This is a genomic window from Salmonella sp. 741265073_HBA (assembly GCF_046569105.1).
Lineage (GTDB): Bacteria > Pseudomonadota > Gammaproteobacteria > Enterobacterales > Enterobacteriaceae > Salmonella > Salmonella enterica.
In genome coordinates this window covers 83,485-109,339 of the sequence record NZ_JBKFRY010000015.1, presented here as the reverse complement: position 1 = coordinate 109,339, position 25,855 = coordinate 83,485, and the positions used below count along the sequence as shown (strand labels likewise).

The following is a 25,855-nucleotide window of genomic DNA, read 5'->3' as shown; positions in this document are numbered from 1 at the left end:
TCGCCCTGCCAGTACACCTCCCCGCCGTCCGGGCGCGCCAGCCCGGTCAGCAGGCGCAGCAGGGTGGTTTTTCCCGCGCCGTTGCCGCCGGTGACCTGCACCCACTCCCCGGCGTCCACGGTGAACGACAGCCCACTGAACAGCGTCCTCTCGTCCCGCTCGCAGTACAGATCTCTGGCTTCAAGCATTCCCACTCATCAACGTCCTGTCAGAAACCTAGTTTAACATCACGCATATCCGGCAGTTTATGCGCGATCCCTTTGTGGCAATCGATACAGGTCTGTCCGTCTTTGACCGCCTGATCGTGCATTTTCGCCGCGACGCCTTTTTGCGCGGTCAGATCCATAAAGTCGAAATTGTGGCAGTTACGGCATTCCTGCGAGTTGTTGTCTTTCATGCGCCGCCACTCATTTTGTGCCATTGTCAGGCGATGAGCTTCAAATTTCTGCGGTGTATCTATCAGCCCAAATACCTTCGCGTACAGCTCTTTACTGGCCTTGATCTTACGGATCATCTTCGGCCCCCACTCATGCGGCACATGGCAGTCAGGACAGGTGGCACGAACGCCGCTACGGTTGTTGTAGTGGACGGTTTCCATATACTCCTCATACACCGTGTTGCGCATTTCATGGCAGCTAATACAAAACTCTTCGGTGTTAGCCTTTTCCATTCCGGTATTGAAGCCGCCCCAGAAGATGATGCCGCCGATAAAACCGATTAACAGCAGCGTCCCCAGCGCCAGGCGGCTGGGGCTGCGCCACCATCGCCAGACGCGCTTTATCCAGCCAGGTTTACGGTTAGAATTTTCCATAATGACCTCTTATTTCCCGTAACCTTGCGAGGGGGTAAAGGTATTGTCGATAATCGGCGCGGTATCAGACTGCGGTACGTGGCACTGCAGGCAGAAATAACGACGCGGCGCGACGTTGCCCGACACTTTACCGTCGCTGTCCATAAAGTGCGTCGGGCTGATACGCGGCGCGCCCGTCGTACGATAACTTTCCACGCCGTGGCATTGCAGACAGCGGTTGGTATTGGTCGTCACCTGGTAGCCCTCGACGCTGTGCGGGATCATCGGCGGCTGGTTGACGTAATTTAGCGGCATACGTTCCTGCTCTTTCGGCATACGAATCGCCCCTTCCTGCGTCCCGGATACTTCCGGCGACTGGCTCAGATCCACTCCGTTTGCCGCCCAAACCGCACCACTTACCACCAGGGCAAGCGTGGCCATCCATTGACACAGCGCTTTCATCAGGTCATGGCTTTTCATTGTTTCGCTCCCGAACTCCATCGCATTTACACTTCATCCTTCGAGCTGCCTCTTTGTTGGCTGCGCTCGAAAATCCCAGTCACATCGTTATCTATGCTCCTGGGGATTTCCTCGCTTACCGCCGCGATGCATCCCGAATGATGTTGCGTATCGTTATTGTAAAAACATCCTCAGAACAGACATCCACGCAGCGACCGCAGGTCATGCAGTCGCGGTGAGTGACCTGTGCCGGGCTTTGCTCATCCAGCACCGGCGCACGTAGCACATGCGGTTCCGGGCAAACATGAAAACAATCCATACAGCGATTACATTTCTCACGTTTTTTGGCCGTCACGGTCACTACGCCTTTACTGCCCAACACGCCATACAGCGCGCCCATCGGGCAAATATGCCCGCACCAACCGTGCTCAACGACTAATAAATCAAATAAAAACAAAGCAATAATCAGCAACGCGCCGCTACTAAATCCCATAACCAGACTACGGCCTAACAGCGACACGGGATTAATCCATTCCCACAGCAGCGTGCCGGTCAACGCCGAACCGATTAACACCACCACCAGAAGGACGTACCGTATATGGCGTGGAATCGTCGCAGACTGGTTCAGGTCAAATTTCCTGCGCATCCAGTTAGCCAAATCGGTAACGGGGTTTAGCGGGCAAACCCAACTGCAAAATAATCGCTTTCCCGCCAGCGCATACAGCACAGCGATAATCACTGCTCCCGTCAGCGCCACGGTAGCGGGAAGATGTCCACTGGCGAGACTTTCCAGGGTAATCAGCGGATCGGTCAACGGGAGGGTATCGAACAGCAAACTACTGCTGTAGTTGCCATGCAAAACCCAAAAGCCCAGCCACGGGCCGCTGAGAAACATCCCCAGCACCATAAACTGGCTGATACGCCGTAACACCAGCCAGCGGTGGCTACGCCACCAGCCTTTTTTCGCCCGCGCTTCTCGCCCGGCGTCGCGTTTACGATTTGCCATCTTTCCCCTCCAGCCAGCCGAAGCGGTAATGGTGTCCTAACTCCCCTTTCGCCAATGACAACGGCAACACTTTTATCGCTGGTTGCTCCAGTACGCAGACTTTTTCGCATTTGCCGCAGCCGGTACAGGCGTCGCTGTGTACGGTGGGCAGAAAGCGCGCATGTTTGCCGGTGCGCATGTTGCGATCCAGCTCCAGCGTGATGGCCTCATCGATTTTCGGGCATTCGCGGTAACAAACGTCGCAGCGCAGCCCCTGAAAGTTGAGGCAGTTTTCCTGATCCAGCAGCACCGCCAGCCCCATGCGCGAGTCATCAATGGAGGCGATATCTTTATTCAGCGCCCCGCTGGGGCAGACTTTGGCGCACGGAATGTCTTCACACATTTCGCAGGGGATGTCGCGAGCGACGAAATAGGGCGTACCTGCCGATAGCCCGGAGGCCAGCGTCGCCAGTTTTAGCGTGTCGTATGGACACGCCTGAACGCACTGCCCGCAGCGCACACAGGCGCTGGCGAAGACATTTTCATTCAGCGCGCCAGGCGGACGCAGCCGCACGCCCGTTGCGCGCGCGGTTTGCTGTTGCAAGCCCAGCGCCACGCCAACCGCCGCCAGCCCGCCCGCAGTGCGCACAACATCACGCAGGAAGCGGCGGCGGCCATTTTGGGGTTTCGCTGTACGGGACATAACGCGTTACACCTTCGCCAGCTTAACGGCGCACTTCTTGAAGTCCGTCTCTTTAGAGAGCGGGTCCGTCGCATCCAGCGTCAGGTTGTTCACTAGCTGAGCGGCATCGAAGAACGGCATATACACCAGTCCCTGCGGCGGACGGTTACGTCCACGCGTTTCGACAATCGAAATCACTTCGCCGCGGCGGGACGACACTTTAACCTTATCCCCACGACGCAGATCGCGCGCTTTCGCATCCAGCGGGTGAATAAAGACCACTGCTTCCGGGAAGGCGCGATGCAATTCAGGCACGCGGCGCGTCATACTGCCGGTATGCCAGTGTTCCAGCACGCGACCGGTGGAAAGCCACAGATCGTACTCGTTGTCCGGCGACTCCGCCGCGGGTTCAAATGGCAGCGCGAAGATCACCGCTTTGCCATCCGGTTTACCGTAGAATTTGTACCCTTCCCCCGCTTTTACATACGGGTCGTTGCCTTCGCTGTAACGCCATTGCGTCTCTTTGCCTTCGACGACCGGCCAGCGCAGACCGCGCGCGTTGTGGTAATCGTCGAACGGCGCCAGATCGTGACCGTGGCCACGTCCAAACCAGGCGTATTCTTCAAACAACCCTTTTTGCAGATAGAAGCCCAGCTCACGAGACTCATCGTTTAACTGATCCTCTTTCAGCTCGCTCAGCGGGAATTTGCTGACCGCAGGCGTGGCGAACAGAACGTCATACAGCGTTTTACCGCGCAGCTCCGGCTTCTGGGCCAGCAACGCCTCCGGCCAGACCTCCTCAGTTTTAAAACGACGGGAGAACTGCACCAGTTGCCAGAGGTCGGATTTAGCTTCGCCCGGCGCTTTAATTTGCTGACGCCAGAACTGCGTGCGGCGTTCGGCGTTGCCGTAAGCGCCTTCTTTCTCAACCCACATGGCGGTCGGCAGGATCAGATCCGCAGACAGCGCGCTCACCGTCGGGTAAGGATCGGAGACAATGATAAAGTTACGCGGATCGCGCCAGCCCGGCATCCGATCTTCATTGATGTTCGGACCGGCCTGCATATTGTTATTACACATTACCCAGTAGACGTTCAGCTTGCCGTCTTTCAACGCGCGATCCTGCGCCACCGCATGTAAACCCACTTTTGCCGGGATAGTGCCAGCAGGGATCTGCCAGTGTTTTTCGCAGATATCGCGGTGTTTTTCGTTCGTCACGACCATGTCTGCGGGCAGACGGTGTGAGAAGGTTCCCACTTCACGCGCCGTACCGCAGGCGGAAGGCTGGCCGGTCAGCGAGAAAGGACCGCAGCCAGGCTGGGAGATTTTTCCGGTCAGCAGATGGAGGTTGTAAACCAGGTTATTCGCCCACACGCCGCGGGTATGCTGGTTAAAACCCATCGTCCAGTAAGAGATCACGCGCTTATTCGGATCGGCGTAGAGCTGCGCCAACTGTTCCAGCTGATCTTTCGGCACGCCGGTCATTTCAGCGGTCTTGTCCAGCGTATATTCCGCCACGAAGGCTTTATACTCGTCGAAGCTCATCGGCTCGGAAGCATCGGAGCCCGGATTCTTCGCCGCTTTTTCCAGCGGGTGCGTCGGGCGTAAGCCGTAGCCGATATCCGTCGCCCCTTTACGCAGGTTCACATGCTTTGTGAAGAAATCCTGATTTACCGCGTTGTTCTGAATAATGTAATTCGCGATATAGTTAAGGATCACCAGATCGCTTTGCGGGGTAAAGACAATACCGTTGTCCGCCAGCTCAAAGCTACGGTGCTGGAAGGTGGAGAGGACAGCGACTTTCACATTCGGGTCGGACAAACGGCGGTTAGTGATGCGCGACCATAAAATCGGGTGCATCTCCGCCATGTTGGAACCCCACAGCACAAACGCATCGGCCTGCTCGATATCGTCGTAGCAGCCCATCGGTTCATCCATGCCAAAGGTGCGCATAAAGCCCACCACCGCCGAGGCCATGCAGTGACGCGCGTTCGGGTCGATGTTGTTAGAGCGGAAACCAGCCTTGAACAGTTTCGCGGCGGCATAGCCTTCCCAGATGGTCCATTGACCCGACCCAAACATGCCGATCGCTTCTGGTCCTTTCTCTTTCAGGGAGGTTTTAAACTTCTCCTCCATCACATCGAAGGCCTGTTCCCAGCTCACCGGCGTAAACTCGCCGTCTTTGTGATAGCTGCCGTCTTTCATGCGCAGCATCGGCTGCGTCAGACGATCTTTACCGTACATGATTTTGGGCAGGAAGTAGCCTTTAATGCAGTTCAGACCACGGTTGACCGGCGCGTCGGGGTCGCCCTGGCAGGCGACCACACGGCCCTGCTGCGTTCCCACTAACACACCGCACCCCGTTCCGCAAAAACGGCACGGCGCTTTATCCCATTTGATGGCTTCCTGCTGCCCGACAACGGCGCGGGCGACGCCCGGCACGCTCAGACCGGCAGCCGCCGCAGCGGCCGCAACGGCGTTAGCTTTCATAAAGCTACGACGACTGAGTTTCATGGTGTTTCCTCACCTTGCTCATCCTGCTGGTGATAAACCAGCGACACCGCCAGTACGCCCTCGACATTGCGTACTGACTCAATTGTTTGCATCAGCGTTTCACTCTGATCTGCTTCCGCCACCACGATCAGTTGCCCGCTTTCAACGTCGCTTAACGCGACTTCGCAACCCGGCAACGTGTTCAACTGTGTGCCAATGGCGGCGATGTTCTGACTTTTGGCCTGCACGACCAGGCTACAGACCTGCCAGTTAGTGCGCATGGTGGTTCTCCGCTTTGATGGCTGACACGGGACAGATAGCCACACACGCCCCGCATCCGTTACAGGCCTGCGAGTCAAGCTGCGGCTGGTAAATGCCGGATAGCGTGGGACGAAAGGTAATGGCCATAGGTTCACAACTGTCCTGGCAGCGATGGCATTCAACCGATTGCCTGGCGAGGCAGTTTTCCGTGAGTGTAAAAATCAGATCCCAGGCCCTGGTGTGGCGCGGAAGAAAAAGCGATTCAGTACAGGCCTGCGCACAGGCATAACAAAAGCTGCACTCGCCCCGTTTGAAATCTACGCTCGGATATCCCCCCGCCCCTCGCTGCAGGATGTCGGCCTCACACGCCTGGATGCAGGCGTCGCAACGCAGACAATGTGCGAGAAAATAGGTTGTTTCTCTGGCCCACGGCGGAAGAATCCCATTGCTGGCGTTGCGCCAACTGCCGGTCAACATGCTTCGACGGGATAAATCAACCATGATATCGCCCTTCCATAACGACACGCTTCCATAGGGAGTGAATACCAATAAAAACCGTACAATTTATGAGTAGTTGTTTTTGTAAATAAGATATTTCAGGATGTGTAAGAGATGCATACCCCGATAGAGGTAAATGCTGTTGCCGGATCAAAAGAGTGCCAGGTAAAGACACGTAAACGTGCTTTTTCTCACATTTCAATGAGTTATATAGATGCTTATATAACGAAAATCACTAATAGTTGATAATTTCATTTACATTATCAATATCGGAATATTCCACTATATAAAAAGACGCTATTTTATTAATAATCTTGAAAATATGAGTAAATACAGATTAATAGATAATATGAATGTGTTAATCTGTTGCCCGTGCATACCGAAAACAGCAGAAAGGAAATACTGTGAACAATCAAATGAAGATGTTTGTCCCTGCCGTCGTCTTCGCCGCCCTCGCCAGCGCCTCTGCCTGGGCTAACAATAGCGATACCGCCCAGCCGCTGGAGAAAATCGCCCCCTATCCGCAGGCGGAAAAAGGAATGAAGCGGCAAGTGATAACCCTTACCCCTCAGCAGGATGAATCAACCCTAAAAGTGGAACTGTTGATTGGTCAAACGCTGAAGGTGGATTGTAACCAGCATCGCCTCGGCGGCACGCTGGAAACAAAAACGCTGGAAGGCTGGGGCTATGACTATTATGTCTTTGATAACGTCACCTCTCCGGTATCAACCATGATGGCCTGCCCTGAAGGTAAGAAAGAGCAAAAATTCGTCACCGCCTGGCTGGGTGAAGACGGGATGCTGCGCTACAACAGCAAGCTGCCGATCGTGGTGTATACCCCGGCGAATGTGGACGTGAAATACCGCATCTGGAAAGCGGACGCTAACGTACAGAACGCCGTCACGCGATAATGTTACGCTGCCCGGTCACACTTACCGGGCATCTGAACACGCCGGCTCACGCAGCGCTCCGGGGTTCTTTTTAAAACACGTCTGGACACCCGCTCGCCCGATGCCTGGTGGCGACGCGTAGCATCTTATCAGGCCTACCCACGTGCGGACGTAGGGCTGCCATCAGGTGGTTCATCCGGCGCCATAGTCCATTACGCAGTACGCGCAACCGCATCACGCGAGGCGGCGTCACGTTCGTCGCCGGTGAGTTCGGTTAGCTGTCCGTTACGCATTTCAAGCAGACGATCGGCGTGAATAAAATAGTGATCATCATGGCTGATGGCGAAAATGGTTTTGCCCATTTCCTGCATCAACGGCAACAGTACCTGATAAAATTCCCGGCGGAAATGCGGGTCCTGATCGGCGGCCCACTCATCCAGCAAAATAATATCGCGCTCTTCCGCCAGCGCCAGCAGTAGCGCAATGCGCTTTTTTTGCCCTTTCGACAGTTTAAGATTCAAGATGCGCCCATCGTTTAGCTCCAGCTTGTGCGTCATTTTCAGGTGCTCAAGCCACTTTTCGACCAGCGCAGGATTGGCGGGTTTCCCCTGCGGCCCCAGCAGGCGGTCGAATAACCACACATCGGTGAACACCGCAGAAAACAGTTTGCGATAATCTTCCGGCTGCCCGGCGGCAATAGGTTGACCATCAAGTAAAATCGTTCCCGATTGCGGCTGGTATAAACCGGTCAATAACATGGCCAGCGTCGATTTCCCGCTACCGTTGCCGCCAATTAAAAACAGCAGTTCGCCGCGGTGAATCGTCAGGTTGATGGGCCCCACGGAAAACGCGTTATCCTGATAGTGGAAAACCACGTTGCGCAGCTCCAGCGTCTTCCAGTCGGGAAAGGCTTTCGGCTGCGGAAAATCAGGCTTATACGGGGCGAGCGCGAATTTATTCAGTTTATTAAACGCCACCTGGGCGGTCAGTAGCGTTGGCAACGCCCCCACCGCAGACAGCAGCGGCGTGCGCAGGAACAGCAACGTCAGTGAATAGGTCGCCGCGACGTTGGTATCCGCCCAGCCGAGACTATTCGCCATCCAGAAGACCAGGCCTATCGCCCCCAGCATCATGATATTCGACCAGTTGACGGCGCTCAGGTGAAAAGTATCGGCACGGATAATGTGATGACGGTACTCTTTGGCGTCCGGGGTATAGCATTGCTGAAAAATCTGCTCCGCACGCTCGCGGTTTAGCGTCAGCTCTTTGCGTCCTTCCAGCACCGTCTGATAGTCGTTGTACAGCTTATCTTCGGTCTCGCGCAGGGTCGCCATATGCTGGTAAACCCGCGCCACCAGCACAAATCCGCCCCAGATAGTGACCGCCATCCAGATAGCCGTAACCAGCAGCATTTTTGTCGATAGCATCGCCAGATACGCCGCCGAGCCGACGGTGAGGATAATGCCCTGCACCAGCTCAGGCAGACGCACAAAGGCGATAGTAATATTGCGAATATCGCTGGTCAGACCGGCCAGTAAAGAGGCGCTGCCCAGTTGCTCAATGCGTTCAACGTGCGTATCCAGAATGCGCTTGATAAATTCGCTGCGCAGGCGGTAAACGAAATGGTGTCCCAGAGTGGTGAGCGCCAGTTGGGAACCTAATGTGACGACCATTAGCAACAGGAGCAGACCGAGAAATTCCGGCAGCACCATGACGGTGGTGTCCACCGTTTCAATCAGGCGCTGATTGATAAACGCGATCAGGCCAATCCCCAGCGCCGCGCTGGCGAGGCTCAGCGCCATCACGCTAATAAATGGCCAGCGGTACTGCCGCCAGACAAGAATAAGAAGTTCCATGCATACAACCCGGACCGATAATAACAGCCCGCAGTTTAACTAACTCCACCTGCACAGCAATAATAATTCTTATTTTTATTCTTTTTCAGCCACCTGACGGAAGGTGAGATTGTAACGAAATTCACCGGTCATGGGATGAAAGCCCGCTTTAAGCGGCTGGATACCATGATAAAACAGCCGGGACTCGCCGCCCCAGACCACGATATCGCCATGCTCCAGTAAGATCCGCTGGAGCGGATCGCTGCGACGCAGGCCGCCAAACTGAAAAATCGCCGGCACCCCCAACGAAACTGAGACGATAGGCGCGCGCAGATCCGGCTCGTCTTTATCCTGATGCAGCGACAGTTTTGCGCCGGGCGCGTAGCGATTGATCAGGCAGGCGTCCGGTTGGAAGCTCGCATACCCTGCCGCGATTGCCGCCTGACGACATACGCTGGCAAACGATAACGGCAGCGCAGGCCAGGGTTTATCGATCAACGGATCGCGCACGGCATAACAATAACCGTGACGATCGGTGGTCCACCCTAACGCGCCGCAGTTGGTCATCGCCACCGACATGGTGTAGCCGCCCGGCGTCACCATCTGACGAAACGGAGACTGACTGGCGACAAACCCGATATCGTCTAATAGCGACTGCGCCGCGCGAAACGCAAAGCGGCGCAACACCACCGCGCCAGGCGCCAGGGGCTCTTGCCAGGGCGCTTCATCAGCAAATAGATCCAGCATTGCTACTCCTCTTTTTGCGCTTCTCGCTTTAATAGCTGCGCTTTTCGACGCACGCCCCAACGATAACCGGAGAGCGCGCCATCACGACGCACGACCCGATGACACGGGATCACCATCGCCAGTTTATTCGCGCCGCACGCGCTGGCGACCGCGCGTACTGCCGTGGGTTTGCCGATAGTCGCGGCAAGCTGTTGATAGCTTACGGTTTCGCCGCAGGGAATCGCGCATAACGCCTGCCAGACCTGCTGTTGAAACGCGGTTCCCTGGATATCCAGCGGCAACGAGAGCAGCACATCGCGTGTGTTGATAGCCGCGACAACCTGCCGCACCCGTTGCTGAAAAGGCGCGTCAGCAGGTTCGTGGCGGGCCGCCGGGAAAAGGGTGTGTAATTCAGCCAGTAGCGCGTCGTCGCTATCACCGGGGAGAATCGCGCAAATCCCCCGCTCGCTCTCCGCCACCAGGCACCGTCCGTAAACCCAGTCCGTCAGCGCATAGCGAACGGAGACATTATCGCCGCCTTTGCGAAACTGTTTTGCCGTCATGCCCAGCGTCTGGTCGGCATGACGGTAGTAGCTACTGCTATCCGGGAAGCCGGCGCGGTAAATAGCCGCCGTGATCGGCTCTCCTTTCGCCAACGCCTCACGCAGCCGCCGGGCGCGCCACGCCTGCTGCCACCCTTTCGGCGTCATTCCGGTGCTCGCTTTAAACAGACGGTGCAGATGAAACGGACTCATCGCCACCGCCTGCGCCAGAGACGCCAGCGTTACCGGCGTCTCCTGCTCAAGTAAACGGCAGGCACAGGCAATCTTATCCAACCGCCGTTGCTGCGCGCGCGCATTATCCGGCTGACAGCGCTTGCAGGGGCGAAAACCGGCGTCCAGCGCCTGCTGCGCGTTGGCAAAAAAGCGAACATTTTTACGTAATGCCCGCTTCGAGCGACAAGAAGGGCGGCAAAAAACGCCGGTAGTTCGCACCGCAAAAACGAAACGCCCATCCGCGCTGGCATCGCGCGCCTGCACGCGCAGCCAGCATTCATCATCGGTAAGTAACGCTTTTTTCATCATAGACTCCTTCATTAAGCATAGTGCTTGCTTACATGCAGTGTGTCCGTAAATCCGCCCACAAAAACCCGTAATCTTGCGTTTTAATTCTTATCGCTCACCAGGAACGTTTTGAACTGCGGCGACATCCAGGTTTTAAAGCCTTCACCTTCTTTCATGATCATAAAGACCGCCAGCCCTTCCCGCCGCACGACCTCTTGCGCCTTTTGCGTACCAAGCACCATCAGGCCGGTGTCCCAGCCGTCCGCTTCCAGCGCCGTTGGCGCGATGACCGTAACCGATACCAGGTTGTGTTCAATGGGGCGCCCCGTTTGCGGATCGATAACGTGCGAGACACGCTTGCCATCCAGCTCATAATAGTTGCGGTAGCTGCCGGAGGTGCTGATGCCATGCCCGTTGATATCCACAATCGCCTGCACCGCGTTTTCCCGGTCGGTCGGCTTCTGAATCGCGACGCGCCACGGCTGCCCCTGCGCATTCATCCCGCGACTGCTTAATGCGCCGCCCACCGAGACCAGATAACGCGCAATGCCCTCCTGCTCCATCAGACGCGCCAGATGATCCGCCGCATAGCCCTCCCCGACCGTGGAGAGATCAACATAAAGATCCGGCAGATCTTTTTGCAAAAACTGATGCCCAGCCCTGTCGATAACCTGCAAATGTTGTAGGCCTGTTTTCGCTTTTGCCGCATCGATTTGTGCTGGTGTTGGGATATGCAGCGGCTGCCGATCCGGCCCAAACCCCCACAGATTGACCAGCGGGCCCACGGTGATATCCATCGCGCCATCCGTCTTCGCGCCAATACGTAGCGCCGAGGTCACGATATCCGCCATGGCTTCGCTGACCGGCCAGGGCGCAAGACTGCGTGAATGGTTAAAACGCATCAGCGCGGAGTCATTTTTATAGGTAGAAAGCAACCAATCATCAGCATCAAGCTGAGTCTGGATTTTAGTCTGTAACTCTGCGGCGCGTTTCGCATCGATACCAACCACGCTCACCCGCCAGAGGGTCCCCATCGTTTTACCTTCCAGCACCTGAGCGGCAGGTGACGCTGTTGTCGTTTCGGGAGCCTCATCGCAGCCCATAAGTAAAAAAGCCGCCGCCAGACACACGGCCCGGCAAAAAGTCATTTTCATCGCTGTTTATCCTCATTCGAATGGACGCAAGCGTATATCAAAACGTCGTATTTGTACGCCGGAATAAGGCATGAAAAAAGGGCCCGCAGGCCCTTTAGCAACATCTTTTGCTGATTAGAACTGGTAAACCAGACCCAGCGCTACGATGTCGTCGGTGTTGATGCCCGCATCGCGGGTAAAGTCGTTTTTATCCAGCAGGTTGATTTTGTAATCAACATAGGTGGACATGTTTTTGTTGAAGTAGTAAGTCGCGCCGACATCAACGTATTTTACGATGTCCTGGTCGCCATAGCTGGCGCCGTAGCCGTTGCTGATGTCCTTACCTTTAGACTGCAGGTAAGCCACAGACGGACGCAGACCAAAGTCGAACTGGTACTGAGCAACCACTTCAAAGTTCTGCGCTTTGTTGGCAAAACCGTAAGAGGTGGACGGGTTGCTACCGTTAGAGGTACCAAAACGGGTTGCGTTATAGGTCTGAGAATACTGCGCTGCCAGATAGATGTTGTTCGCATCGTATTTCAGGCCGCCGGTGTAAACCGTGGCGCGATCGCCGTTACCATACAGGCGAGCGTTAGCGGTATTGTTCTGATCGGCAGTACGTTTAGACGTGGTGATAGCGCCACCGACAGAGAAGCCTTCGCCGATTGCATAAGTCAGCGATCCGCCGTAACCGTCGCCGTTCTGGTTCAGCAGGCTGCGACCGTTGGTGTTTTCACCGCTCACGCTGCCGTTTTTGCCCTGATACTGCAACGCGAAGTCCAGACCATCCACCAGGCCGAAGAAGTCGGTGTTACGGTAGGTGGCATAGCCGTTACCACGCTGCTGCATAAAATTGTCAGCGCCGTAGGTGTCGCCGCCGAACTCCGGCAGAACGTCGGTCCAGGAGGTCACATCATAGGTTACGCCGTAGTTACGACCATAATCGAAGGAACCTGCGTCAGCGAATTTCAGACCCGCAAACGCCACACGCGTCCAGGAGTCGTTGCTGCCTTCAGTCTGGTTGCCCTGAATCTGATATTCCCACTGGCCATAACCGGTCAGCTGATCGTTAACCTGCGTTTCGCCTTTGAAGCCGATACGCATGTAGGTCTGGTCGCCGTCGCTGCCTTTGTCGTCAGAGAAGTAGTGCAGGCCATCAACTTTACCAAACAGGTCTAATTTGTTGCCGTCTTTATTATAAATTTCAGCCGCATTCGCTGCGCCCGCCACCAGCAGAGCTGGTACCAGGAGGGACAGTACTTTAACTTTCATGTTATTAACCCTCTGTTATATGCCTTTATTGCTTTTTTATGCCACTGCTTACTGGTTAACCCTCATTAACCAGTCGGCAAGTCCATTCTCCGCAAAAATACAGAATAATCCAACACGAATATGATACTAAAACTTTTAAGATGTTACAGTTATCTACATAGATGTTTCAAAATATGAATTTTACGGAACTTTTTTAAAGCAAAAATCAAGTAAAAATAAGCACAAATAGACAAAATATATTCACGAAACTTTTAAAATCAACGGGTTAAATTGATGAAATTCATAGCACTGAATGATAAAACAGAATCTTCATTCGCAACTAAAATAGTGACCGCTATCATCATTAACTTTATTTATTACCGTCATTCACTTCTGAATGTCTGTTTACCCCTATTTCAACCGGATGCTTCGCATTCGGTTTTTTTTACCCTTTTTCAGACACACCCGGCTGATTTATGCTACCTGCCTAAAACTATCACGGTTATTCACTACAATCCCCTGCTCGACCGTTCGTAAGACATTAGCAAATAATTTCTTGATATTTAGTGCTAAACATTTATAAGTAGTCTTTATATTTGTACCGTTCTGCGAAGGTTGTACGCTTTTCCCGTCCCGCCGACGGAGCGCGTGTTAAGTTGCCCGGCATGACGTAAGAGTCTGGAAATTCATTCATTACCCTTTATACTGCCCTTCACCTTCAGCGTTGCTTTTACAGGTCGTAAACATAAATGAGTCAGTCTGACACAACGGTCTCTACCCGATTCTCCCTTCTACCGGGAAGCATTACCCGTTTCTTCTTATTGCTGATCATTGTGCTGCTGGTAACGATGGGCGTTATGGTACAGAGCGCCGTCAACGCCTGGTTGAAAGACAAAAGCTATCAAATTGTCGATATCACCCACGCTATTCATAAACGCGTGGATACCTGGCGGTATGTTACCTGGCAAATTTATGACAACATCGCCGCGACCACTACGCCATCGACAGGTGAAGGACTTCAGGAAACGCGTCTGAAGCAGGATGTGTATTATCTTGAAAAGCCGCGACGTAAAACTGAAGCGCTGATTTTCGGTTCCCATGACAGCGCCACGCTGGAAATGACGCAGCGTATGTCAACTTATCTGGATACGCTGTGGGGCGCGGAAAACGTGCCGTGGTCAATGTATTACCTCAACGGACAGGATAACAGCCTGATTCTTATCTCTACCCTACCGTTGAAAGATCTCTCTTCCGGCTTTAAAGAGTCCACTATTGGCAATATCGTCGATTCCCGCCGGGCAGAGATGTTGCAGCAGGCGAATGCACTGGATGAGCGCGAAAGTTTCTCCTCATTGCGAAAACTGGCCTGGCAAAACGGTCACTATTTTACGCTGCGCACGACCTTCAATCAGCCAGGACATCTGGCAACCGTGGTGGCGTTTGATCTGCCCATTAATGATTTAATCCCGCCGGGAATGCCGCTGGACAGTTTTCGGATAGAGCCTGACGCAACCCAGGCGACGGGGCGAAGCAGTGAAAAGGAAGCGCCTGATAGCGTCACGATTAGCTTTAACGGTTCAAAAATTGAGATCTCCTCAGCGCTTAACTCTACCGGAATGCGCCTGATCTGGCAGGTACCGTTCGGTACGCTTTTGCTTGATACGTTGCAAAATATTTTGCTGCCTTTACTGCTGAACATCGGGCTGCTGGCGTTGGCGTTATTTGGCTACGCCACGTTCCGTCATCAGCCGGGACGGTCGACGGAATCGACATCCGGCAACGCAGCGAATAATGAGCTTCGCGTCTTACGCGCCATTAATGAAGAGATCGTTTCTCTGCTGCCGCTGGGTCTGCTGGTCTACGATCAGGAAGGCAACCGCACCGTGATCAGCAATAAAATCGCCGATCATCTGTTGCCGCATCTTAACCTGCAAAATATTACCAGCATGGCGGAACAGCATCAGGGCGTGATTCAGGCGACAATTAATAACGAACTGTATGAGATCCGTCTGTTTCGCAGCCAGATCGCTCCCCGCACGCAGATCTTTATTATTCGCGATCAGGACCGGGAAGTGCTGGTGAATAAGAAGCTTAAACAGGCGCAGCGTTTGTATGAGAAGAATCAGCAGGGCCGCGCCGCCTTTATGCAAAATATCAGCAACACGCTTAAAGAGCCCGTACGCCAACTGGCGGTTAACGCCGCGGCAGTCACCACGCCGGAAAGCCTGAAACTGGCGGATCAGGCGGATGTATTGGTACGTATGATCGATGAAATCCAACTGGCGAATATGCTGGAAAATGACGCATGGAAGAGCGAAGCAACGCTGTTCTCCCTGCAGGATCTTATTGACGAAGTCGTGCCGGAAGTGCTGCCCGCCATTAAACGTAAAGGGCTGCAACTGCTGATTAATAACCATCTTAGCGGCAACGATGAACGCTGGGGCGATCGCGACGCCCTGCGCCGGATTTTGCTGCTGTTGATTCAGTATGCCGTCACGACGACCGCTATGGGGAAAATTACGCTTGAAGTCGAGCAGGATGAATCTATCGCGGAGCGTCTGACTTTCCGTATTCTGGATACGGGCGAAGGCGTAACGTTAAACGAGATTGATAATCTGCATTTCCCGTATATGAATGAAACGCAGGGCGACCGTTACGGCAAAGCGAATCCGCTCACCTTCTGGCTGTGCAATCAACTGGCGCGCAAACTGGGCGGTCATCTCAACATTAAAGCGCGAGAAACGCTGGGCACGCGCTATACCGTTCATGTCAAAATGCTTCCTCACGATCAGCATACTCAGGTCGAAGAGCGTCTGCTGGACGACGTGAGCGTGATGGTCGATGTGACGTCCAACGAGGTTCGCGCGATTGTGCTGCGTCAGTTAGAAAACTGGGGCGCCACCTGCATCACGCCGGATGAAAGGCAGATAAGTCAAGAATATGATCTCTTTTTAACGGATAATCCGTCTAATCTTACTGCCTCGGGCTTGCTTTTAAGCGATGATGAGTCAGGCGTGCGGAAAATTGGCCCGGGTCAGTTGCGCGTCAACTTTAATATGAGCAATGCTATGCAGGAAGCTGTACTACAACTTATCGAAGAGCAGCTGGCGCAGGAAGAGATTCCCGCCTCCCCGCTCGGCGGAGATGAAAATGCCGAGCTTCATGCCAGCGGCTATTATGCGCTATTTGTAGACACAGTACCGGATGATGTTAAGAGGTTGTATACTGAGGCGGCAACCAGCGATTTCGCTGCGCTGGCCCAAACGGCCCACCGCCTGAAAGGGGTGTTTGCCATGCTTAATCTGGTACCCGGCAAGCAGTTATGTGAAACGCTGGAACATCTGATTCGTGAGAAAGATGCTCCAGGTATAGAAAAATATATCAGCGACATTGACGCCTACGTCAAAAGCTTGCTGTAGCAAGGTAGCCCAATACATGAACAATATGAACGTAATTATTGCCGATGACCACCCGATTGTACTGTTCGGTATTCGCAAATCACTTGAACAAATCGAGTGGGTGAATGTTGTCGGCGAATTTGAAGATTCCACAGCATTGATCAACAACCTGCCGAAATTAGATGCGCATGTGTTGATCACTGACCTCTCCATGCCGGGAGATAAATACGGCGATGGGATCACCTTGATCAAGTACATCAAGCGTCATTTTCCGAGCCTGTCTATTATCGTTCTGACCATGAACAACAATCCGGCGATCCTGAGCGCCGTGTTGGATCTTGATATTGAAGGGATCGTACTCAAGCAGGGTGCGCCAACCGATCTGCCTAAGGCGCTGGCCGCGCTGCAAAAAGGCAAAAAATTCACCCCAGAAAGCGTTTCTCGTCTGCTGGAGAAAATCAGCGCAGGCGGTTACGGCGACAAGCGCCTGTCGCCAAAAGAGAGCGAAGTATTACGCCTGTTCGCCGAGGGCTTCCTGGTCACCGAAATCGCCAAGAAGCTCAACCGCAGCATTAAGACCATCAGCAGCCAGAAGAAATCGGCGATGATGAAACTGGGCGTAGAGAATGATATCGCGCTGCTCAACTATCTCTCTTCCGTCACCCTGAGTCCGACAGACAAAGAATAAATCGCTTTTACGTTACCCAGCCTGATGGCGCTACGCTTATCAGGCCTACCAGTCGACTCATCTTTTGCAGGCCGGATCAGGCGACGCCGCCATCCGGCATTTTTTATGCCCGCGTTTTACGTACCCGCTCGGCATACACCGCCAGCGTCTGTTTCAACACATCCAGCGTCACAGGCTTCGACAAACAGCTGTCCATACCGGACTCCAGGCAACGTTGTTTCTCTTCCGCCAGCGCGTTCGCCGTCACGCCGACGACCGGCAGCGTCAGCCCAAGCTGACGGATACGCTGCGTCAGGCGGTAGCCGTCCATATTCGGCATGTTCACATCGCTCAGAACAATATCGATAGCATTTTTACTCAGCACATTCAGAGCGTCCACGCCATCATTGGCTGTCTTACACTGATACCCCAGCGATCCCAGTTGATCGGCCAGCAAACGGCGATTGATCGGATGATCGTCAACGACCAGAATCATCATGTCGTCATTTGAATCTGCGGTTTTATCCGTCGTCGGCAATGCGCTGGAAAGCGCTTCACTATCCAGCTCAATACTATAAATACGCGCCAACAGTGCGGGCAACTCATGCACCGACGCCACACTATGCACCCATTCGCCCGGCGCTCTTTCCAACGGAATCCCGATATGACGGCGGCAAAAGACGACCGCCGCCCTCCCCTGCCAGGTATGCTCCAGCGCGTCATCGACAATCAAAATATCGTCCGCGGCGGGTTCTTGCCCTTCATAACGCTGCGTATGAACGCCGCTACGCGCCAGACTGCTCTCAATAAACTGGCACAAAGAAGTATTGCGCACTGCCAGCCAACAGCAGGTTCCGGCGAGTCCTTCCACGCCCTTTTTCACAGGGTATTGCGCGCCATAAAGCGGGATGCGCAGCGTAAACTGGCTTCCCATGCCCGGCTCCGAATCGACGGAAATATCGCCGTCCATCATGCTGATCAATTTTTCGCAAATCGCCAGCCCCAGACCGGTCCCCTGAAAGTTACGCTGTACGCCGGTTCCCACCTGGAAGAAGGGATCGAACAGGCGAACCACCTCTTTTGCCGGAATACCGACGCCGGTATCCCGCACGCGAATGCTGAGATAATCCCCATCACAGCGCACATGCAGCACGATGCAGCCAATATCGGTAAACTTAATGGCGTTGCTCAACAGGTTTGAAATGACCTGCTGTAAACGCATCGGGTCGCCGTTCAGCGATACCGGCACGTCAGGCTCAATAAAACAATACAGGCCGAGCTGCTTACGCACCACCAGCGGCAGATAATTGGCGGTGATATGATTCATCACCTCTCGCGGTGAAAATTCGCGCGGCTCAATCTTTAGCTGTTCCGACTCAATTTTCGAGAAGTCGAGAATGTCGCTGATAATTTTCAGCAACAGACTGGAGGAGTTATTCATCGCCGTGACCAGACGATCCACGCCTTTTGGCAGCTCTTTGGTTTGCAGCAGATCGAGATTGCCAATGATACCGTACAGCGGTGTGCGCAATTCATGGCTGACCGTCGCAAGGAACATGGATTTAGACTGGCTTGCCTGTTCCGCCGCCTGCGCCATCTCCTGCAGCGACTCTTCCATTTTGACGCGCGTACTCACATCTACCAACACGCAAATCGCGACGTTTTCATTGCGATAGCGGGAATGGACGAAGCTAATTTGCAAATTGGTATTATTACTGGTCAATACATCAACAAAGTTGACCTGCTGGCCGCAAATGATTTGCGTCAGGCGCTGTCTGTCTTCATGCGTGAGCATGTTCAGGTAGGTGTGCGCCAGTTCGTTACTCAGAATATTGACGCCATCAATAGTGCGCAGAATACAGATCCCCACCGGCGCGGAGGCGACGATTTTACGGTTGAACTGTTCATGCTCTTCCAGACGCTGGGCATCGCTCTCCGCCGGAATAAAAATTCGCCGCTCATACATCCGCGCAAGCGTAAACAGCCCTGCGCCCACCAGCACGTTCAGCAGGATAGCGTTCAGGATAAGAATACGAATACGCTCCAGGACTAAATCTACAGGCACAGAATAGACAATACTGAGCGAGGATGGCGGCAGGCTTTTTTTGAGTACCAGTTCGCGAAAACCTGGCGTATAACCAAACCAGGAGCGCTCCTGCATCCAGCGCGGCTCCGCTTTAATAATGCCGTCAGGACCGGTCAACGAAATCAGCGAATGGCCGTTCTCATCAATAATGGTGACGCCCATCGGCAAACTGCCGGGCGTGAAAAAATTTTCCATGCGGATGGGCTGCTCGACGCCCAGCAGCGCCTGCAGACGGTTGGCCAGATACACCGGCGTCAGCGCATAAAAGTAGCCCACGCCCTGACGCGCGCCCTGGCTTATCCAGAAAAGGTTATTCCCACTTTCTTCTTGCGGCGCGTTGCGGTATTTCATAATCCGCTCATGTAACGCTTTTAACGCATCATCGCGCTCCACGGGCATTTCACGCAGGCCGAAATTCGCCATACAGAGGTTATCGCTGCCAATCAGGAAAACGCGGTTAAGATCATACGCCGCTGAAAAGTTGTCGCGCCAGTAACGCATAAACCATGCCAGCGACTCCAGCGATCCGCGCCAGGCGGAGCCCATCGCCGCACAGTCTGAGTCGGCAAATAGCGGTTCAAAGTCCGGCACCACCATTTTGTCATCACGCGCACGCGACGACATGACGCCGTTTTCCGCCGTTAAACGGTTCTCGGCAATATATTTGAGCTCTTTCATCACATCCGACGTGCGCTGGATAAAACGCTGCGCCTGATCGGAGCTAAGGTTGAACTCCTGACGAATTTCAGATTCCCGCTGGTGCAGGGCATTGACGATGTAAAACACCGAAACAAAGGCGATTAAGAGCCAAATGAGTAACGCTAACGCTCTGAATAAGTAGCGCGAGACTTTCAGCGTAGTTCGAAAGGAAGCAAGGTATTTCAAAGGGGCGAAGCTCCGCCTCAGGATGTAAATAGAATGTGACTAAGGTAGCGGTAAATGACGTAGCCCGCAACGGCAAAGAAAAAGGGCCGGATATCCGGCCCTCGCACAGCAATAACATTACTCGTCAGCGTCATCCGCAACGTCGTCATCGCTTTCCGCTTCCGGGGCGATATCCTCATCCCCTTCCGCCACGCTGCCATCGATAGCGTCGAGTTCTTCGTCATCTACCGGTTCAGCAACGCGTTGCAGACCCACCACGTTTTCATCTTCCGCCGTGCGGATAAGGATAACGCCCTGGGTATTACGTCCCACTACGCTGATCTCGGACACACGGGTACGCACCAGAGTACCGGCATCCGTGATCATCATGATCTGGTCGCAATCGTCTACCTGTACCGCACCGACAACGGAACCGTTGCGCTCGGTCACTTTGATAGAGATAACGCCCTGCGTCGCACGAGACTTGGTCGGGTACTCGTCCGCTGCGGTACGCTTCCCGTAGCCGTTTTGCGTTACGGTCAGAATAGCGCCTTCGCCGCGTGGGATGATCAGAGAGACGACTTTATCGTCTCCCGCCAGCTTAATACCGCGCACACCGGTCGCGGTACGCCCCATCGCACGGACGGCGTCTTCTTTGAAGCGCACCACTTTACCCGCGGCCGAGAACAGCATGACTTCGTCAGAACCAGAAGTCAGGTCAACGCCAATCAGCTCGTCGCCGTCGTTGAGGTTCACCGCGATAATACCGGCGGAACGCGGACGGCTGAATTCGGTCAGCGCCGTTTTCTTCACGGTACCGCTGGCGGTCGCCATAAAGACGTTGACGCCTTCTTCGTACTCACGAACCGGCAGAATCGCGGTGATACGTTCGTTGGCTTCCAGCGGCAGCAGGTTAACGATCGGACGACCGCGCGCGCCACGACTGGCTTCCGGCAACTGATAGACCTTCATCCAGTACAGACGGCCCCGGCTGGAGAAGCAGAGGATGGTGTCATGGGTGTTGGCCACCAGCAGGCGGTCGATAAAGTCTTCTTCTTTAATACGCGCGGCAGATTTACCTTTCCCACCACGACGTTGCGCTTCGTAATCCGTCAGCGGTTGATATTTGACGTAACCCTGGTGAGACAGCGTCACGACAACATCTTCCTGGCTAATCAGATCTTCGATATTAATATCGGCGCTGTTGGCGGTGATTTCGGTACGACGCTCATCGCCGAACTGATCGCGAATTAACTCCATCTCTTCGCGGATCACTTCCATCAGGCGATCGGCGCTGCCCAGAATGTGCAGCAGTTCAGCAATCTGCTCCAGCAACTCTTTGTATTCGTCGAGCAGTTTTTCATGCTCCAGGCCGGTCAGTTTCTGCAAACGCAGATCCAGAATCGCCTGCGCCTGCTGTTCAGTCAGGTAGTACTGACCGTCACGCACGCCAAATTCTGGCTCCAGCCATTCCGGACGCGCGGCGTCATCACCGGCGCGCTCCAGCATCGCAGCAACGTTGCCCAGATCCCACGGACGCGAAATCAGCGCCGCTTTCGCTTCCGCCGGCGTCGGCGCGCGGCGAATCAGTTCGATAATCGGGTCGATGTTGGCCAGCGCAATCGCCAGAGCTTCAAGGATATGCGCACGGTCACGGGCTTTACGCAGTTCAAAAATAGTACGACGCGTCACCACTTCACGGCGGTGGCGCACGAACGCTGAAATGATGTCTTTCAGGTTCATGATCTTCGGCTGGCCGTGATGCAGCGCCACCATGTTAATACCGAAGGAAACCTGTAGCTGGGTCTGGGAGTAGAGATTATTAAGCACCACCTCGCCCACCGCATCGCGTTTCACTTCAATCACGATGCGCATCCCGTCTTTGTCGGATTCGTCACGCAGCGCGCTGATGCCTTCCACGCGTTTATCTTTCACCAGCTCGGCGATTTTCTCGATCAGGCGCGCTTTGTTCACCTGATAGGGAATTTCATGCACGATGATGGTTTCACGGCCCGTTTTCGCGTCAGCTTCAACTTCCGCGCGGGCGCGAATGTACACTTTTCCACGACCGGTACGGTAGGCTTCTTCGATACCACGACGACCGTTGATGATCGCGGCGGTCGGGAAGTCCGGACCCGGAATATGTTCCATCAGCCCTTCAATGCTGATGTCTTCGTTGTCGATATACGCCAGGCAGCCGTTAATCACTTCCGTCAGGTTGTGCGGCGGGATATTCGTCGCCATACCTACTGCGATACCGGAAGAACCGTTCACCAGCAGATTCGGAATTTTGGTCGGCATGACGTCCGGAATTTTTTCCGTACCGTCATAGTTATCCACGAAATCCACCGTCTCTTTTTCGAGATCGGCCATCAGTTCGTGGGCGATTTTCGCCAGACGGATCTCCGTATAACGCATTGCCGCCGCGGAGTCGCCGTCAATAGAACCGAAGTTACCCTGACCATCCACCAGCATGTAACGCAGCGAAAATGGCTGCGCCATACGAACGATGGTGTCATACACTGCGGAATCGCCGTGGGGATGGTATTTACCGATTACGTCACCAACGACACGGGCAGATTTTTTATAGGCTTTGTTCCAGTCATTGCCCAATACGTTCATGGCGTAAAGTACGCGACGGTGTACCGGCTTCAGGCCATCTCGGACATCCGGCAGCGCACGGCCAACAATGACCGACATCGCATAATCCAGATAGGAGCTCTTCAGCTCTTCCTCAATGTTGACCGGTGTAATTTCTCTCGCAAGGTCGCTCATCTAACCGCTATCCCTCTACTGTATCCCGGATTCAAAGGTCGCAAATTATAACACATTCGCCCACGTACTGGTAAACGGAATGCAGCCAGACAATGCTTTATTCGGGTGCCGCATGCTCTCTTCATTTATAAGCGTGGTCTCGGCGTTTATCGGCGATCGGCTTCAGAGGCGACACAGGGGAGATCGGGGTCTGGCCAGCAAGAGGTTAGAAAATCAATACCTCCCGTGTATACCCGTCATACTTCAAGTTTCATGTGCGTTGGCGGCAAGTTACTCGGCCCATCCCTGGGCCTCGCCCCGTCGGGGTTAGCGCAAGCGCTGTTCAAGACGGTTAACCATTTTATCCTGCAACTCGAATTATTTAGGGGATATGCCGGGAGGCATAAACCATAATCAGTATCACCAGATGCTATTTAATCACATAGGCCAGGTATTCTTTCACTACCTCATCGTTTAATTCCTGACCCAAGCCGGGCTGTTCCGGCGCGACATAATAGCCATTTTCCGGCTGATAATCGTGGGTACAAAGTTCCCGAATAGATGCTTTCATCGCATTGGTATGATGCTCATGAATAATAAAGTTGGGAATTGCTGTTTCCATATGCAGCGCGGCTACCGTGGAAACAGGACCGCCGCAAACATGCACCTGTACAGTGGTGTCATAAATATTAGCATAGTCACAGATTTTCTTTCCTTCGGTAATTCCGCCGCAGAGACACAAATCAGGTTGCGCTACGGCAATAGACTGCTTCTCCAGTAATTCCCTGTATCCCCATCTTGTGTAGGAACGCTCGCCAGTGGCGATTGGAATCGTTGTTGAACGGGAAACTTTCTGCATATTATCAGAATTTAATGGATGAATCGGTTCTTCATAAAGAAAGATACGATACTTTTCTATCGCCTTCGCAAATTGAATAGCTGAGTTTGTACCGAGAAGAGAATGGATTTCCACGATAATATCAGCATCATCCCCCATTGCTTCACGCATAGCGGCAATTCGCGCTTCCCCCATTTTTAATTGATCGGCCAGTAACAATCCTGAATAGTTACGATTTTTATTCTGAAAAACACAGTCATCGCCATTACGATCGATTTCGAGTGGATCCACTTTAATCGCATCATATCCATCGTCAAGAGCCGCACGCGCCGCCTCAGCATATTCATCAGGTGTCACTAATATCTGGCGTTTATCCCCCCAACCAAATTGTAACTGACTAGCATAGGTTCTTAATTTTTCATTAGTTTTCCCACCAAGGAGCTGATAAACAGGTACACCTAAATATTTACCTTTGATATCCCAAAGAGCAATATCAATAGCGCTCATTCCGGCATAAAAAACGTTCCCGCCCCCCATCCCCCAAAAAGTCTTTCTGAAAAAGAACTCCCAAATTTTTTCGATATTTAGTGGATCTTCACCCACAATCAATGGCGCCAGATCTCTGATGATCCCTACGCCAGCTTTAGCGCCTGCGCCATAGGCCAGTCCTACTTCGCCAATACCACTTAATCCTGAGTCGGTATTCACCCGGATAAGTACTGGATTATAAGATGACATCGTTTGATCTCTTTTTTTTAATTCACAGTCAAAAACTTCAATAGACGTAATTTTCATAATTTCTCCATTTATCAGGTTCGTGATACAACATTTGTTTGTTGGCTTTTTTCTTTTTTCACATCAATTTTCATTAACGCCAGAACGGCTACCGCAGCGAAGCAAAGTATTGCCTCTACAATAAATATTCCTGTCGCACCATAATGAGTAGAAACGAATCCCAGTGATTTATTAATCAGGAATCCGCCAAGACTTGAACATGAGTTAATAAACGCAATGCTGATAGCCAACCCTGACGGCGACAATAATGCAGAAGGCAGCGCCCAGTAAGGTCCGTAATAGCTGAGGATCCCAACACCATAGAACGTTAGCCCCAGCATTCTCAACGACATTGAGGGGACAAGAGCAATCATCAGAAAACCACAGCCTGCCAGAAACATGGGTAATGCAGCATGCCATTTTCGTTCATTCTTTTTATCGGAATGCCAGCCCCACCAGGGCATGCTGAACATAGCGAAAATAAACGGAATACTCATGATTAAACCGACGTCAGTATCCGTAAAATCAGCTGAAAATCCCTTCACCAACCCCGGTAACCAGTAGTTTGCCGCCAGAGCAGCCGCCTGAATCAACATGTAGGCGAAAGAAAGCTGAAGCAAAACTGGATTTTTGATTACTGAAAGAAAGGATGAGTTGGTATTTTTATTTAATGCCGCTGCGGTTTCATTGTCAGTGCGTAATTTATTAACTAAGGCCGATATCTGCTGTGGCGTAAGCCATTTAGCCTTTTCTGGACTGTCAGGCAGTAAATAAAATGTCAGGATGCCAAGGAATACGGTAGGGATACCTTCAATAGCAAAAAGCCAGCGCCAGCCTTCATAATCCGGGGTATTCAAATGCTCGATGATCCAACCAGACATCGGTGCAGCCAATACCGATGCAACAGCAATAGATAACATGAAGAAACTATTGACTTTTCCGCGTTCACGAGCCGGGAACCAGCATGCAAGATAATAAACCATGCCCGGGAAAAAGCCAGCTTCAAATACCCCCAAAAAAATGCGAGCCAGCAAAATATGTTGAGTATCTTTAGCAAAAAAAATCAGCCCAGTTACCGCTCCCCAGCCGATAATAATGGAACTAATCCATTTTCTTGCACCAAGCTTTTGCAAGCCAATGCTACTCGGAATTTGAAAGATTAAATATGATATGAAGAATATAGAAGAAATATTAGCGAAATCCTCAGGCGTAATACCGAGAGATTCATTCATGCGTAATGCAGCAAACCCAATATTGACACGATCCATATAGTTAAAAAAGTAAAGAATAAAGGCCAAAGGAATGATTTTCCTTTTTACAATACGAATTGCATCGTATAAATTTTCTTGTGGACTACTCATTTTGCATCACCTTTTATGATTCAATGAATAAGGGTATTGACCGGAA

Annotated in this window: 20 protein-coding genes; 3 read left to right on the top strand and 17 right to left on the bottom strand. The window is 52.9% G+C overall.

All coding sequences use genetic code 11. The features are described from left to right. From ACLD3P_RS18620 to napF, 8 genes are all read right to left on the bottom strand, one after another. Positions 1-188, bottom strand: a 188-nt coding sequence (locus tag ACLD3P_RS18620) for an ATP-binding cassette domain-containing protein (protein WP_139152478.1), incomplete at its 3' end; no start/stop codon positions are given. A 20-nt stretch (positions 189-208) separates the two neighbouring features. Beyond that, positions 209-811, bottom strand: coding sequence for a cytochrome c-type protein NapC (napC, locus tag ACLD3P_RS18615; RefSeq protein WP_024158649.1), 603 nt, complete (start codon positions 809-811; stop codon positions 209-211). Positions 812-820: 9 nt separating this feature from the next. Then, positions 821-1,270 carry a nitrate reductase cytochrome c-type subunit gene (gene napB, locus ACLD3P_RS18610; RefSeq protein WP_000835182.1) on the bottom strand — a complete coding sequence of 150 codons (450 nt, stop codon included), beginning with the start codon at positions 1,268-1,270 and terminating at the stop codon, positions 821-823. A 115-nt stretch (positions 1,271-1,385) separates the two neighbouring features. Further along, positions 1,386-2,255, bottom strand: a complete 870-nt coding sequence (gene napH, locus ACLD3P_RS18605) for a quinol dehydrogenase ferredoxin subunit NapH (RefSeq protein WP_000013533.1) — start codon at positions 2,253-2,255, stop codon at positions 1,386-1,388. Beyond that, positions 2,242-2,937 carry a ferredoxin-type protein NapG gene (gene napG / locus ACLD3P_RS18600; protein WP_000091679.1) on the bottom strand — a complete coding sequence of 232 codons (696 nt, stop codon included), beginning with the start codon at positions 2,935-2,937 and terminating at the stop codon, positions 2,242-2,244. The genes napH and napG overlap by 14 nt, the downstream gene beginning before the upstream one ends. Before the next feature lie 6 nt (positions 2,938-2,943). Continuing rightward, positions 2,944-5,430 (bottom strand): nitrate reductase catalytic subunit NapA, encoded by a 2,487-nt coding sequence (gene napA / locus ACLD3P_RS18595; RefSeq protein ID WP_000778097.1) that lies wholly within the window; start codon positions 5,428-5,430, stop codon positions 2,944-2,946. After that, complete coding sequence (gene napD, locus ACLD3P_RS18590) at positions 5,427-5,690, bottom strand: chaperone NapD (protein ID WP_001260058.1); 264 nt, start codon at positions 5,688-5,690, stop codon at positions 5,427-5,429. Before napD ends, napA begins: the two co-directional genes overlap by 4 nt. Next, a complete protein-coding gene (gene napF / locus ACLD3P_RS18585; RefSeq protein WP_000228069.1) occupies positions 5,680-6,171 on the bottom strand; it encodes a ferredoxin-type protein NapF in 492 nt (163 codons plus the stop codon). Before napF ends, napD begins: the two co-directional genes overlap by 11 nt. Positions 6,172-6,584: 413 nt before the next feature. Between napF and eco the strand changes: the two genes are divergently transcribed. Next, positions 6,585-7,079 (top strand): serine protease inhibitor ecotin, encoded by a 495-nt coding sequence (gene eco, locus ACLD3P_RS18580; RefSeq protein WP_115286772.1) that lies wholly within the window; start codon positions 6,585-6,587, stop codon positions 7,077-7,079. Positions 7,080-7,270: 191 nt separating this feature from the next. On the opposite strand, the gene ACLD3P_RS18575 is transcribed toward eco, so the two are convergent. From ACLD3P_RS18575 to ACLD3P_RS18555, 5 genes are all read right to left on the bottom strand, one after another. Further along, the gene (locus tag ACLD3P_RS18575; protein WP_000421589.1) at positions 7,271-8,914 is read right to left on the bottom strand and encodes a multidrug ABC transporter permease/ATP-binding protein; all 1,644 of its coding nucleotides are present in this window, start codon (positions 8,912-8,914) and stop codon (positions 7,271-7,273) included. 75 nt (positions 8,915-8,989) lie between these two features. After that, positions 8,990-9,640 carry a DNA oxidative demethylase AlkB gene (gene alkB / locus ACLD3P_RS18570; RefSeq protein ID WP_131046813.1) on the bottom strand — a complete coding sequence of 217 codons (651 nt, stop codon included), beginning with the start codon at positions 9,638-9,640 and terminating at the stop codon, positions 8,990-8,992. Between the two features lie 2 nt (positions 9,641-9,642). Then, positions 9,643-10,704 (bottom strand): bifunctional DNA-binding transcriptional regulator/O6-methylguanine-DNA methyltransferase Ada, encoded by a 1,062-nt coding sequence (ada, locus tag ACLD3P_RS18565; protein ID WP_000975970.1) that lies wholly within the window; start codon positions 10,702-10,704, stop codon positions 9,643-9,645. An 80-nt stretch (positions 10,705-10,784) separates the two neighbouring features. Next, entirely contained in the window at positions 10,785-11,837 is a 1,053-nt protein-coding gene (gene apbE, locus ACLD3P_RS18560) for an FAD:protein FMN transferase ApbE (protein WP_000784307.1), read from the bottom strand. Positions 11,838-11,951: 114 nt separating this feature from the next. Further along, positions 11,952-13,088 (bottom strand): porin OmpC, encoded by a 1,137-nt coding sequence (locus ACLD3P_RS18555; protein ID WP_000865526.1) that lies wholly within the window; start codon positions 13,086-13,088, stop codon positions 11,952-11,954. Between the two features lie 728 nt (positions 13,089-13,816). On the opposite strand from ACLD3P_RS18555, the gene rcsD reads away from it, so the two are divergent. Continuing rightward, complete coding sequence (rcsD, locus tag ACLD3P_RS18550) at positions 13,817-16,486, top strand: phosphotransferase RcsD (protein WP_000083201.1); 2,670 nt, start codon at positions 13,817-13,819, stop codon at positions 16,484-16,486. Between the two features lie 16 nt (positions 16,487-16,502). Further along, positions 16,503-17,153 carry a response regulator transcription factor RcsB gene (gene rcsB, locus ACLD3P_RS18545; RefSeq protein WP_001061919.1) on the top strand — a complete coding sequence of 217 codons (651 nt, stop codon included), beginning with the start codon at positions 16,503-16,505 and terminating at the stop codon, positions 17,151-17,153. A 103-nt stretch (positions 17,154-17,256) separates the two neighbouring features. Here the strand turns inward: rcsB and rcsC are convergent, their stop codons facing one another. The 4 genes from rcsC to ACLD3P_RS18525 all read right to left on the bottom strand — a co-directional run bounded on the left by rcsC (position 17,257) and on the right by ACLD3P_RS18525 (position 25,809). Then, positions 17,257-20,103, bottom strand: coding sequence for a two-component system sensor histidine kinase RcsC (rcsC, locus tag ACLD3P_RS18540; RefSeq protein WP_131046814.1), 2,847 nt, complete (start codon positions 20,101-20,103; stop codon positions 17,257-17,259). A 117-nt stretch (positions 20,104-20,220) separates the two neighbouring features. Further along, the gene (gene gyrA / locus ACLD3P_RS18535; protein ID WP_001281271.1) at positions 20,221-22,857 is read right to left on the bottom strand and encodes a DNA topoisomerase (ATP-hydrolyzing) subunit A; all 2,637 of its coding nucleotides are present in this window, start codon (positions 22,855-22,857) and stop codon (positions 20,221-20,223) included. 409 nt (positions 22,858-23,266) lie between these two features. Next, positions 23,267-24,469, bottom strand: coding sequence for a mandelate racemase/muconate lactonizing enzyme family protein (locus ACLD3P_RS18530; RefSeq protein WP_000705581.1), 1,203 nt, complete (start codon positions 24,467-24,469; stop codon positions 23,267-23,269). 14 nt (positions 24,470-24,483) lie between these two features. After that, positions 24,484-25,809 (bottom strand): MFS transporter, encoded by a 1,326-nt coding sequence (locus ACLD3P_RS18525; RefSeq protein WP_000098078.1) that lies wholly within the window; start codon positions 25,807-25,809, stop codon positions 24,484-24,486. Between the last annotated feature and the right edge of the window lie 46 nt (positions 25,810-25,855).